The sequence below is a fragment of the Ensifer sp. genome, from assembly GCF_035999135.1.
GTDB lineage: Bacteria > Pseudomonadota > Alphaproteobacteria > Rhizobiales > Rhizobiaceae > Ensifer.
Genome location: NZ_DASYGZ010000052.1, coordinates 1 through 12,724, shown reverse-complemented (window position 1 = coordinate 12,724; position 12,724 = coordinate 1). Strand labels below are relative to the sequence as shown.

General features: G+C 63.4%; 10 protein-coding genes. 2 read left to right on the top strand and 8 right to left on the bottom strand.

Going from position 1 to position 12,724, the window contains the following annotated elements; all coding sequences use genetic code 11:
- The 5 genes from VGO12_RS05500 to VGO12_RS05480 all read right to left on the bottom strand — a co-directional run.
- The coding region (locus VGO12_RS05500) for an ABC transporter permease (RefSeq protein ID WP_327511719.1) at positions 1-969 on the bottom strand (969 nt) is incomplete at its 3' end.
- Positions 970-1,110: 141 nt separating this feature from the next.
- Positions 1,111-2,175, bottom strand: a complete 1,065-nt coding sequence (locus VGO12_RS05495; RefSeq protein ID WP_327511718.1) for a substrate-binding domain-containing protein — start codon at positions 2,173-2,175, stop codon at positions 1,111-1,113.
- 60 nt (positions 2,176-2,235) lie between these two features.
- Positions 2,236-3,297 carry a substrate-binding domain-containing protein gene (locus VGO12_RS05490; RefSeq protein ID WP_327511717.1) on the bottom strand — a complete coding sequence of 354 codons (1,062 nt, stop codon included), beginning with the start codon at positions 3,295-3,297 and terminating at the stop codon, positions 2,236-2,238.
- 26 nt (positions 3,298-3,323) lie between these two features.
- Positions 3,324-4,583 (bottom strand): M20 family metallopeptidase, encoded by a 1,260-nt coding sequence (locus tag VGO12_RS05485; protein ID WP_327511716.1) that lies wholly within the window; start codon positions 4,581-4,583, stop codon positions 3,324-3,326.
- Complete coding sequence (locus VGO12_RS05480) at positions 4,583-5,794, bottom strand: ROK family transcriptional regulator (protein ID WP_327511715.1); 1,212 nt, start codon at positions 5,792-5,794, stop codon at positions 4,583-4,585. Before VGO12_RS05480 ends, VGO12_RS05485 begins: the two co-directional genes overlap by 1 nt.
- A gap of 358 nt (positions 5,795-6,152) precedes the next feature.
- Between VGO12_RS05480 and VGO12_RS05475 the strand changes: the two genes are divergently transcribed.
- Positions 6,153-8,714 carry an FAD-dependent oxidoreductase gene (locus VGO12_RS05475; protein WP_327511714.1) on the top strand — a complete coding sequence of 854 codons (2,562 nt, stop codon included), beginning with the start codon at positions 6,153-6,155 and terminating at the stop codon, positions 8,712-8,714.
- Between the two features lie 78 nt (positions 8,715-8,792).
- Here the strand turns inward: VGO12_RS05475 and VGO12_RS05470 are convergent, their stop codons facing one another.
- Entirely contained in the window at positions 8,793-9,722 is a 930-nt protein-coding gene (locus VGO12_RS05470) for an aldo/keto reductase (protein WP_327511713.1), read from the bottom strand.
- Between the two features lie 245 nt (positions 9,723-9,967).
- Positions 9,968-10,756 carry an SDR family oxidoreductase gene (locus VGO12_RS05465; RefSeq protein WP_327511712.1) on the bottom strand — a complete coding sequence of 263 codons (789 nt, stop codon included), beginning with the start codon at positions 10,754-10,756 and terminating at the stop codon, positions 9,968-9,970.
- Positions 10,757-10,851: 95 nt separating this feature from the next.
- On the opposite strand from VGO12_RS05465, the gene VGO12_RS05460 reads away from it, so the two are divergent.
- Positions 10,852-11,397 carry a helix-turn-helix domain-containing protein gene (locus tag VGO12_RS05460; protein ID WP_327511720.1) on the top strand — a complete coding sequence of 182 codons (546 nt, stop codon included), beginning with the start codon at positions 10,852-10,854 and terminating at the stop codon, positions 11,395-11,397.
- A gap of 242 nt (positions 11,398-11,639) precedes the next feature.
- Here VGO12_RS05460 and VGO12_RS05455 read toward each other — a convergent pair whose 3' ends face one another.
- Positions 11,640-12,365: a hypothetical protein gene (locus VGO12_RS05455; protein WP_327511711.1), complete on the bottom strand. Its 726-nt coding sequence runs from the start codon at positions 12,363-12,365 to the stop codon at positions 11,640-11,642.
- Positions 12,366-12,724: the final 359 nt, after the last annotated feature.

Genomic DNA, 12,724 nt, shown 5'->3' with positions numbered 1-12,724 from the left:
TTCGCGCAGCGACACGGCGACCGCAGCGAGGATGATGAGACCGCGAACGATCATCTGGTCGGAAACGGAAAGGCCCATCAGGATCAGGCCGTTGTTGAGCATGCCCATCATCAGCGAGCCGACGAGCGCGCCGATGATCGTGCCCTTGCCGCCGTTGAGCAGCGTGCCGCCAACGATGACGGCGGCAATCACCGTCATCAGATCGGTCTCGCCGAGCGTGTACTTCGCCGCCTGCAGACGGCCGGCGTAAAGCAGGCCCGCGAGACCGGCGAGACCGCCGCTGATCATCAGCACGGCCAGCCGGATGCGCGGTACGCTGATGCCCGAAACGCTCGCCGCCCGGCTGTTGTCGCCGGTCGCCAGGACATGGGCGCCGAAACGGGTCTCGCGGTAGATGATGTGGCCGCAGACGACAGCGACGATGGTCCACCAGATCAACGAGGGAACACCGAGGAATGAGCCCGAGCCGAAGAAGCCGGTGAAGGTGCTGTCGGTCACCGGGATCGAGCGCAGGTTGGTCATTGAGCGGGAGACACCCGCAAAGAGCCCGAGCGTCGCAAGCGTCACCAGGAACGACGGCAGCTTCACATAGGCGACGAGCAAGCCGTTCAGGAGCCCGATCACGAGGCCTGCACCAATGCCGGCGACGACGCCCGCGGCGAGGCCATAGTCGTTGACGGTCACCGCAGCCGCCAGCGCCGAGACGGCGACCGTCGAGCCGATCGAGAGATCGATCTCCCCCGCCGACATGACGAAGACGAGGCCGATCGCCATGATCGTCACCGGCGCCGTCTGCAGCATGATGTTCGACAGGTTGCGAACGGTCAGGAAGCCGCTGTCCCGAAGCACGATGGCGAAGAACAGAAAGATCGCCAGGAAGCCGAGATAGACGACGTACTGCTGCAGGTTGAGGCGGTTGACGAGGCTTGCCGGCTGGCCGCTCGCGCTGGAATGGGCACTGGACATCATTCTTCCTCCGAAGGCAGGGGGACCGCCCCCTGCACTACGGCGCCGCGCGTCTTGCCAGACATGCAAAGGTCGCCGTAGCACCATAAGAAGCTGCATGTTTTGTCCCAAATCGACGACGATCCGGGACGCATGCGGCGGGCATCACTTCATCGCATCCGCGATCGTCGCGGGCACATCCTTGTTCAGGGACTTCTTCCAGCCATCGGCGACGGTTGCCTTGGTGACGGCAAGCGAGTCGACCACCAGGAAGGGTTCCGCCTTTTTGCCGACCAACGAGCCGGCGGCGGCACGCGCTGCGGTGACGCCGATATTGTAGGCCTCGTCGGCGACGAGGGCCGCGATGTTGCCACCCTTGACCATGTCGAGCGCTGCCGGCTCGTTGAGGTCGAGCGTGACGATCTTGGTGTGGGTGTTGCCGGCGCCGCGCAGCGTCGACAGCACGCTGAGCGCGGGTTCCGCCCATGTCACGTAGATACCATCGAGATCCGGGTTCTGGGTGATCATGCCTTGCGCGATCTCTTCGCTGCGGGCGGGATCCGCCATGCCGGCTTCGGCAACGATCTTCATGTCAGGATAGTCCTGCTCGATCGTCGACTTGAAGGCGCCGTCGCGCTGGTTGGTCACGTAGAAATCGGCGTCGTGATAGATGTAACCGAGCTTGCCCTTGCCGCCGAGCGCGTCGGCCATGGCGACGGCCGCCTTGTTGCCCATCTGGAAGAGGTCGTCGGAGACGATGGTCACATAGTCCTTGCCGTGCTCGTAGCCGGCCGGCGAATTGTCGACGAAGGCGAGCTTCACGCCGGCCGTGCGGGCCGGATCGTAGACGACGGCAGCCGTCGCCGGATCGACCGGCAGCGACAGGATGATCGAGGGCTTCTTGGCAAGCACGGTTTCGACATCGGCCTTCTGGCGCGCAGCATCGAAACCGGCGTCGGTCTGCGCCACCACCTCGATGCCGAGCCGCTTGAACTCGTCATGGGCGCCGCTGTTGACCGCGTTGGTGTACTCGCTCATCTCGTGCCAGACGAGCGCTGCGGTGAACTTGCCGTCCTTGATCTGCTGCTCTTCCGCCGATGTCAGCGTCAGGCTGCTTGCCGGCGTCGGGGCCTCTCCGTGCGGACCCGTGGTCTTGCCATCAGCCGCAAAGCCTGACGTCGCGGCAAAGACCGTTGCCAGCAAAGCGAAGTGTTTCACTGCCCTATGCATATCTGCCTCCCTTTTGGATGATGCCGCCGGAAGCGTCCTCTCTCCCGGCGGCTGACCGGATTACTTCGCCGCGTCGAGCACCGATTGCGGCGCATCGCGGTTGAGCGACTGCTTCCAGCCGTCGGCGACATTGTCCTTGGTGACGGTCAACGCGGGCGCGACGACGAAGGCGGGTGTCTGCTGGCCGAGCAGCGACTTCAGGCCAGCAGCCGCCATCGCGCGACCGAGTTCATAGGCCTTGTCGGCCACCAGTGCCGTAACGTTGCCGCCCTTGACCATGTCGAGCGCGACGGGTTCAGCAAGGTCCAGAGTGACGATCTTGGTCTTGGTGTTGCCGCTCGAACGCAGCGCCGAAAGCACGCCGTCGGCAGGTTCCGCCCAGGTCACATAGATGCCGTCGAGATCAGGGTTCTGCAGCAGCATGGCGCTTGCCAACTCCTCGGCGCGTGCCGGGTCGGAAATCCCCTGTTCGGCCACGATCTTGATGTCAGGATAATCCTTCTCGATCGTCGACTTGAACGCCTGGTCGCGCTGGTTGGTCACGTAGTAGCTGGCGTCATGGAAGATGTAGCCGACCTTGCCTTTGTTTCCTATTGCCTTTGCCAGCGCGTCGGCCGCCTGCTTGCCCATCTGGAAAAGATCGTCGGTGACGATCGAGGCATAGTCGGCGCCCTGCTTATAGCCGCTCGGCAGGTTGGAGAGGAACACGAGCTTGCTGCCGTCGGTGACGGCCTGGCGGAAGGCCTCGGCCGAGGTCACCGGATCGAGCGGCAGGGCCAGGATGACGTTCGGCTTGGCCGCAAGCGCGGTCTCGATGTCGCTGCGCTGGCGGGCGGCGTCGAAGCCGGCGTCCGTCGTCACCGCGATCTCGACGCCGGCGCGGGCAAACTCGTCCTTGGCGCCAGCCGAGACCGCATTGGTGAAGTCGGACGAGGTGTGCCAAAGCAGCGCCGCCTTGTAGCCCTTGCCCTTGAGCGCGCCGATATCGGCGTCGGTCAGGGCCACATCGGCGCTCGGCGTTGCGCTCTCACCCGACGGACCGACGGTCTGGGCGGAAGCGGCATTTGCGGCAAGCACGAAACCGCTGACGAGCGCAGCAGCCATCAATTTCTTCAAAAGCATTGTCGTTCTCCCTCTTGTTTGGCAGTTCAGTCCACGACGCCGCAGTAGCGGGCCATGAAGGCGGCAAAACCGACGACGCCGGCGAGGTATTCCTCAACCTCGACCCGCTCCTCGTAGGTGTGGCAATTCCTGATATCGCCCGGTGCGCAATAAACGGCCGGCACGCCGAGGCGATTGACGAAGAAGGGCGATTCCGACCAGAAGGGCGCCCCTTCGATCTGACCGCGTCCAACCATGGCCTCGGCCATGGACGCCGACAGCGTGCCGACTTCGGTTGCCGCCTCGTCGATCTCGGCAGCCGTGCCGCCAAGCGCATGGTCGCGGCCGGCCGGATAGGAAAACTCGACAGAGACCTCCGGATCGGTGATCGCAGCCCGAACGGCCGCCTCGATCTCGGCCGCCGCCGTGTCGAGCGATTCCCCCGGCAGGAGCTTGCGGATCAGCGACAGGGTGCAGCGCTCGGGCACGGCGATGTAGCCGCCTCCGGCAAGCCCGGTGATCAAGAGGAAACTGCGACCGATCAGCTTGTGCTCGGCGCGTGCGGCAATCTCGTCGGAATGTTGCCAGAGCGCCGACATTGCCGCGTGGCTGGCGCGCAACGCATCCTTGCCGAGCTCAGGCACTCCGAAATAGGCCGACTTTCCCGTGATCGTGATGTCGGTGATGAAGAAGCCGATCTGCGCCGGATAGACCGAAAGCCGGGTCGGCTCGACATAGACGACGAAATCCGGACGCGCGATCTCGCCCGCCTCGATCCGGCCGACCAGATCCTTGATGCCGGCCGAGACGCCTGTGCCAGGCTGGCCGCTTTCCTCGTCGCCGACGAAGGCAAAGGCCACGTCGCCGGCCAACTCAACGCCGGCCTTGTCGAGCAACGACAGCGCGGCAAGCGACGCACAGATGCCCGCCTTGAGATCGCCCGAGCCGCGCCCCCAGACGGCGCCGTCGATGATCGGCGCTGCAAACGGATCCTCGCGCTCGGTGCCGGCCCAGTGCTCGCGCCAGCCATCGACATGCACCGTGTCCGTATGGCCGATGAACAGCAGCCGTGGCCCCTTGCCGGCACCCTTGCGCTCCGCCCAGATGTTCGGGCGGCCGGGCAGGAACTCGGCGGTCGTCACCCCTTCAAGGCCAAGACGCTGCATGGCGTCTGCCAGATAGGCAACAAAATTCGCCTCGTTACCGGTAATGCTCTCGCGTCCGATCGCGCCGCGAAACAACGCAATCGCCGCCTCGCGGTCGAGCGCGGAGCGCAAGCCTTCGACCAAACCGTCCTTCGCCGCCATCAGATTGCCTCCCGAAGTGCCGTGACGTTTGCCCGGGGCAGCGAGATGCGACCATCCGGCGCATCGACCCCGAAGAGCGTATTGTGCAGTTGCCCAAGCCCGATCGCCGCCGCCCCGATGATTGCAGCACGCGCTCCAAGCTCACCCGTCTCGACATTGACCGGATAGGGAAAGCACTGCGGCAGGAAGGCCTTCACCCGCGACAGCATCTCCGGCCGAAGGCCGATCGATCCGCCGAGAATGACCTTCTGCGGGTTGGCAATCGCAGCGATCGCCGCAACGCCAGCGGCCAGGAACCGCGCCGTTTCGTCGAGCACCGTCAGCGCCGCCGCATCGCCCGCTTCCGCATTGGCGAAAATCGCAGGCACCGCGACGGTCTTGCCAGAAAGCGCCGCGTAGCGTTCCGCCATGCCATGCGAGGCGACGGCACGCTCGAAGGCGCCGGTGCGCAGCGATTCCGCTTCGAACGGATCGGCGCCGAGCGGCAGGAAACCCATTTCACCGGCCGCGTTGCTGACGCCGCGCACGAGATGGCCGCCGACCATCAGGCCGCTGCCGACGCCGGTTCCGAGCGCCACATAAGCCAGGTTGTCGATCCCCTGCCCCTGGCCCAGCCAGTTTTCACCGAGAACAGCGAGATTGACGTCGTTTTCGAGCATGGCGCCGAAGCCGAGCACCTCCTCGAAGGCACCGACGACATCCATGGTGTCGAAGCCGGCGATGTTCGGCGCAAGCAACACCCGGCCGGTCTCGCTACAGGGGGCACCTGGAACACCGACGACCGCGAGCCGAATCTTCTCGCGCGCAATTTTCTGCCGATCGGCCGCCTCGAAGGCCATGGCGGCGATCTGCTCGACGACGAAACGGCCACCGCGCGGATCGGTCGGGGCGGTATCCTCGGCGAAGATCTGGCACGCAAGATCGGTGATCGCCACGCGCACTTTCGTGCCACCGAGGTCGACGGCGATGATGAAGGCGGCATCGCAAACCAGTTCGTAGGTAACGGCGGTCCGTCCGACATGCCCGCTGGTGCGCCCCGTCTCCTGAACCCACCCCTCCTCTTCGAGGCCGCGGACGATCTCGGAAATGGTCTGCTTGGACAGCCCGGTCTGCTTGGAGATCGACGCACGCGAAATCGGTCCGCCCTGGACGATCGCCTCCATGACGGAGCGCTGAGAGAACTTCCGGGAGATGCGCAGACTGTCGTTCACGGGGACCTCTTTTAATTCGTTCTGTTACCGAACTTATTAACATCAGCGGTCACTGTCAATCTTACCCGATGGGATTATCTTGGCCCCCGAACCCCGCGTTCACCCGGGAAACAGGGCCAACGCGATGACGCATTCGGGTGCGTTCGAATTCGCGATATGCTAGGGATACCCGCAATCGCGCCAACGGGCGCTTTGTCTCACGAAATCAGTGGCATGACCGTTCAGACCACCCATCTGTCGCGATCCGGAAATTGCTCGGCTCTGGTCGTGCAGTTTGATGAGAATGTCGTAGACAGGCTCTGGTCGGGGCATCTCAAGCCCTAAAATCCGGCATCCAATCCAACCAGGGTCGCAATCAATGGCAGAGTTTCCGCAAAAGGCGAAAGTCGTAATCATCGGGCTGGGGGGCATCGTCGGCGCCTCGATCGCGCACCACCTGATCGAACGCGGCTGGGACGATATCGTCGGCATCGACAAGTCAGGCGTGCCGACCGATATCGGCTCGACCGCGCACGCCTCGGACTTCTGCTACACCACCAGCCATGACTATCTGTCGGTCTGGACCACGCAATATTCGATCGATTTCTTCGAGAAGATGGGCCACTACGCCCGCATCGGCGGCCTGGAAGTCGCGCGCACCGGCGACGACGTCTGGATGGAGGAGATCAAGCGCAAGCTGTCCTCCGCCAAGGCATTCGGCACCCGCGCCCATTATGTTTCGCCGGCCGAAATCAAGGCAATGTTCCCGCTGATCGAGGAAGATCAGGTCATGGGCGGCATGTTCGACCCGGATGCCGGCCTCGTCATTCCGCGCTCGCAGACGGTTGCCGGCAAGCTCGTCGATGCGGCGGAAAAGTCCGGCAAGCTGCAGGTCTTCGGCAACACGCCGGCCAAGTCGCTGATCGTCGAGAACGGCCGCATCAAGGGTGTCGTCACCCATCGCGGCACGATCATGGCCGACCATGTCATCGTCTGCGCCGGCATCTGGGGCCGCCTGATCGCCGAAATGGTCGGCGAGGACCTGCCGGTCATGCCGGTCGACCACCCCCTCACCTTCTTCGGCCCGTACAACGAATTCGAGGGCACCGGCAAGGAAATCGGCTTCCCGCTTCTGCGCGACCAGGGCAACTCGGCCTATATGCGCGACACCGGCGACCCGAAGACCACCGAAGGCGGTCAGATCGAGTGGGGCTACTACGAAACCACCAATCCGCGCCTCTGCCATCCCCGCCACATCCTCGAAAAGCACGAGGCGCGCCTGTCGCCCTCGCAGCGCGACCTCGAGATGGAGCAGATCATCGAGCCGCTCGAGCGCGCCATGGAGCTGACGCCGATCCTCGGCGAACTCGGCTATAACGAGAGCCATTCCTTCAACGGCCTGCTGCAGGTGTCTGCCGCCGGCGGCCCCTCCTGCGGCGAGAGCCAGAAGGTGCGCGGCCTGTGGTACTGCGTCGCCATCTGGGTCAAGGACGGTCCCGGCTACGGCAAGCTGATCGCCGACTGGATGACCGACGGCCGCACCGAGATCGACCACGCCTCGATCGACTACTCCCGCTTCTACCCGCACCAGCTGGAAGAAAAGTTCATCGAGGGCCGCTGCTTCGAGGCGGCGCAGAAGATCTATTATCCGGCCGTGCACACCCGCGAGCCCTATGGCACCGGCCGCAACGTCAAGCGCTCGCCCTTCTACGAACGCGAAAAGGAGCTCGGCGGCTACTTCATGGAACTCGGCGGCTGGGAGCGCGCCCACGGCTATGCCGCCAACGAGCATCTGCTGGAGAAGTACGGCGACCGCGTTCCGGTGCGCGAAAACGAGTGGGACAGCCGCCATTTCTGGCGCGTGTCCAATGCCGAGCATCTGGCGATGAGCGAGGATTGCGGCATCGTCAATCTCTCGCACTTCCACATGGTCGACATCGAAGGTCCTGATCATGTCGAGCTGCTTGAATGGCTGTGTGCCGCCAAGATCGGCGGCGACGCCAACATCGGCAAGGGCATCTACACCCACTTCCTCGACGACGAAGGCATGGTGCGGGCCGACTTCACCGTCTTCCGCATGGCCGACCGCGGCCGCCTGGTCAACGGCGCCGATGCCGGCCCGCGCGACTTCCAGTACATGCGCCGCGTCGCCGAAGACCGCGGCCTCGACGTCACCATCACCGACGTTTCGGAGAAGTTCATCACCATCGGCATCTGGGGGCCGAACGCCCGTGAGACGCTGAAGAAGGTGGTTGCCGATCCCGCGGGCCTCGATATCGAGAACTTCGCCTTTGCGGCGATCAAGCCGATCGAGATCGCGGGCAAAAACGTCACCGCTTTTCGCATTTCCTATGTCGGCGAACAGGGCTGGGAGTTGCACATGAAGTACGAGGACGGCCTTGCCGTCTGGGACGCTCTGCGCTCGACCGGCGTCATGGCCTTCGGTGTCGAGACCTACGCGAACTCGCGCCGCATGGAAAAGAGCCTGCGCCTGCAGAACGCCGATCTTCTCACCCAGTACAACCTGATCGAGGCCGACCTTGCCCGCCCGAAGGTCAAGGACGTCGATTTCCGCGGCAAGGCCAAGCATCTCGAATACAAGGCGCGTGACCATCAGCCGGCCATGCTGTGCACGCTTGTCCTGACGGAAAACACCGACAGGAACGGCGTGAAGCGCTACCCGGTCGGCACCCTGCCTGTCATCGACCCGGAAACCGGCAAGGTACTGGTCGACGAGCTAGGCCGCCGCTCCTACACCACTTCGATCGCCTATGGTCCAACGATCGGCAAGAACATCGCCCTTGCCTATCTGCCCTGGTCCCATTGCCAGGTCGGCCGCAAGCTTAACGTCGAGTATTTCGCCGAAACCTACCCGGTCGAGGTCGTCGGCGTCGGCTACAAGCCGCTCTACGACCCCGAGAACCTGAAGCCGCGCAGCTGACCGGCTTCGGTTCATCGCTCAAAGACAAAGGCCCGCTCGGATCCGAGCGGGCCTTTTTGATGTGAACGAAAACTGAGATCAGGGCAGAACGTGCCCTGCGGCGGTAAAGAGCCGATACCAGTCCTCGCGCGACAGCGTGATATCGGCGCCGGGCGCGATGTCAGCCAGCCGCTCCGGGCTCGTCGTTCCGAGCACCACCTGAATGTTGGCCGGATGGCGGGCGATCCAGGCATAGGCGATGGCCGAAGGCGAAACGGCATACTTGGCGGCGAGTTCGTCAAGCACCCGGTTGAGCTCCGGAAAATTCTTTTCGTCGCCGATGAAGACGCCGCCAAAAAAACCCTGCTGGAAGGGCGACCAGGCCTGCAGCGTCATGCGATTGATGCGCGAATAGACGACCACTTCACCGTCCCGGTCGATCGACTGCTCCAGCCCCGCCATGTTGGCAGCGATGCCGAAAGCAACAGACGGCGCATGCGCGATGCTGAGCTGGATCTGGTTGGCGACGAGCGGCTGGCGGACCGCCGTTTTCAAGAGGTCGACCTGGCGCGGCGTGTGATTGGACACGCCGAAATGCCGGACCTTGCCGGCCGCCTGCAGCTTGTCGAAGGCCTCCGCCACCTCCTCCGGTTCCACCAGGGCGTCGGGGCGGTGCAGCAGCAACAGGTCGAGATAGTCGGTCTTCAGCGCGGCGAGCGAGCGATCAACCGATTGAAGGATATGGTCGCGGGAGAAATCGAAGTAGCCGCGGCGGATCCCGCACTTGCTCTGGATGACGATCTGTTCGCGTTCGGCCGGTTTCAGTCGCAGCGCATCGCCGAAGCGACGCTCGCAGGCATTGAGCTCGCCGCCGTAAATATCCGCATGGTCAAAGACATTGATGCCAACGTCGCGCGCCTTGCCGTACAGCCGGCCGATGGCATCATCGCTGAGATCGGCGATGCGCATCAGGCCAAGCACGGCAGAGGAAACGGAAAGGTCGGTTGTTCCCAGATTGAACTTCTTCATCGGCGTTACGCTCTCGCTGTCAATGTCGGCTTGAAGGGGCTTGCGAGCGCCGTCCGATGTGGCCGGACGCTCGAATCTCTGATCCCCAATCTCTACCAGCCTGACGACGCTTGGCAAACGCTTGCAAGGTTTCGGCCGAAGCGGGCGAGCGCAGCCCTAAAGACCCGAAGGACAGTCGCGGACACGTGGCCGCTGCCGGCACGCCGAGGCCGACGACGTCATCGGCCCCGGTCCTGTGCCACAGGTCATGCCGCCGAGCGATAACGCCGCGCCGGTTCGGACTGCGCGAAATTCGGCAACATTGCCTGGCGTGCAGCGTCAAGACTCGCCCATTGCGCGGCGTCCGGCAGCGGCGGGATCGTCACCTGTTCGCGACGGTCGTATCCGACGAGGGCGGCGTCGACGAGATCGCCGACTTCCATGACGCCGGCAAGCGTGTTGACGTCAACGCCGACATGATCCCAGATCTCGGTGCGGGTCGCAGCCGGCAGCACGGCCTGGATGTAGACGCCGTTGGATGCCAGCTCGATATTGAGCCCCTGTGACAGGAACAGGACGAAGGCCTTGGTCGCGCCGTAGACAGTTGCGCCCATTTCCGGCGCAAGCCCCACCACGGAAGCGACATTGATGATCACGCCTTCGCCGCTGCGGGCAAATCGGGGTGCTGCAGCGTGGGCGAGCCGGGTAACGGCCGTCACATTGAGCGCAATCAGCCTGGAAATGTCGTCGCCATCCTGCTCGAGGAAGCCGCGCGGGATCGACGTGCCGGCATTGTTGACGAGCACGCCGATGCGTGCGTCCTCGCGCAGCCGCTTCTCGATCCGCGAGAGATCCTGTGCGTCCGTCAGATCTGCGGGCACCACATCGACGTCAACGCCCGTCTCGCTGCGAAGTTGGGTCGCAAGGGTCTCAAGGCGCTCGGCGTTGCGCGCGACCAGAACCAGATCATGGCCGCGGCGTGCAAACCGCTCCGCATAAACTGCTCCAATGCCGGTGGAGGCTCCGGTTACAAGAACGCTAGGCTTATTGGTCATCGGGAAAGCTCCTGGTTTATTCATGATGCTCATCATGTATTTGTATATATGATCATCATCATGTATAGTGTCAACCAGAATTTCAGGAGGCAGTGATGCGCGTGAGCCGGAAGCAGGTCGAGGAAAACAGGAAAACGATTCTGGAGGCGGCAGGTCGTCTCTTCCGCGAGCGTGGCTTTGAGGCCGTGACCGTGACGGATGTCATGAAGCAGGCCGGGCTGACCCATGGCGGTTTCTACGGCTATTTCGAATCGAAGGATGACCTGATCGCGCAGACCCTGGCCGGATTGCAGACGGAAACCGGCTCTGCGTCGACGGACCTTACGACGGTCGCCGAGCGCTACCTATCACCGGAGCATCGTGATGATTTCGGGCATGGCTGTCCGCTTGCCGCATTGGGTTCTGAGACGAGCCGCCAGCCGCACGCGGCGCGTGTGGAAATGACGGCATTTTTGGAGAAGCAGTTCGGGCGCCTCGGGAAGATTGCGCCGGGCGACGATGGTGCGCAAAAGCGCCGCGCCGCGATCGGCACATCGGCCACCATGATCGGCGCCCTGATCCTGGCGCGCATGACCGACAATCCGGAGTTGTCGGACGAGATCCTCAGCGAAACCCGCGCCTGGCTCGCCGCAACAGTGTAGCGCAAAGCGCAGCCGTTGCTGCGTGTTTCCTTCAGTCGTCGCCGATCAGAGAACCAGATATGCAGCAATTCGAAGCGCTGGAACGACCTTCGCGCACCCGACACGACGCGCGAGGCTATCGCACGCATATCGGCGAAAATGACGTCGCCGATATGCGCTTGCTTGCCTTGGCTGCAAACGCAATCCAGTGCACCTGATGCTTACTCCTGAATGGACGCATTCACACCACCCAGCCCGAGGTCTTAGCGGGCGTTCACCGGCTCATCCTTCCAGCCGAACTTCTTCGCCCACATTGTATTCCACTCCTGCAGCATCGCGAAAACGGTCCGGTGCCTGCGCTCGGCAGCGTCCACAGCCACGCCGGCGTCCTCCTTCGCGCCATCCTTCGCATTCTTTTGCCACTTCTGCGCTTCTCCGAGCGCAGTGCGGGCCTCATTTTCCGCCTGTGCCAGGAACCCGCCTGAGGTATGACCCTCCACGTCGGCGACGTAATGGATCTGGTTGGGCACATCTTTCAGGTCGTAGCCAAGGACGATTTCGCCCTCACCAAAACGGCTGCGATTGCTGCGGACGGTCTCGGTCAGCGCAATGGCCATCGCTTCTTCTCGCCTCAGATCCGGGTCGTTGGCAAGCTCGGCCTCCATGCGAGCGGCAAAAAATTCACCGTTCTCGCTGAGCAACGCCTTCAGCGTCTCCTTCACAGCCGGATCACTGACCTTGAACCGGTCCGAGTTCACGAATTCGAGCGCCGTGCCAATAAAGGCATCCGCCCTCGCCTTTGTCTCAAGCAGACTGCGGTTGATGGCATCCGTCGCTTGCGTTGTCGCCCGGCCCGGCTCGGCCGAGATGCCATTCGCCGCCTTGAGGATACCGTCTGAAGCATCGACAACACCGGCGTCCTGATCCGGCTCTACGGTCCGTCGCAGGATTTCGATAGCAGCGTTCATGCTCGGCGAAATTGTCGTCATCTCTGAACCTCAAGGTGCGCTGCGCTCCTGCGCCCGCCACCTCCACGTATGCGAGCAGCCTCATGCTCTCACGGGAGCCAATGATGCCGCAACTATCGATTGCAATCATTAATATTGCGGTAACGCTGTAGGGCAAGCTCGGACGGGCAAGACGCCCCCTGCCCCGGGGCGGTCGTGGGGCGCTGGCGCAGCGAAGGCGGCGGTCGGAGCAGTGATGCGCCGTCTGTCTGTTGGGTCCCCAGAAACGCCAAAAGCCCGCCGGATATGTCCAGGCGGGCTTTTTTTGATTTGGTTGCGGGGGCAGGATTTGCGGATATCTGTCCCGCTTCGTCGGCTGCGCCTCCTTGCGGGCCCCTGAA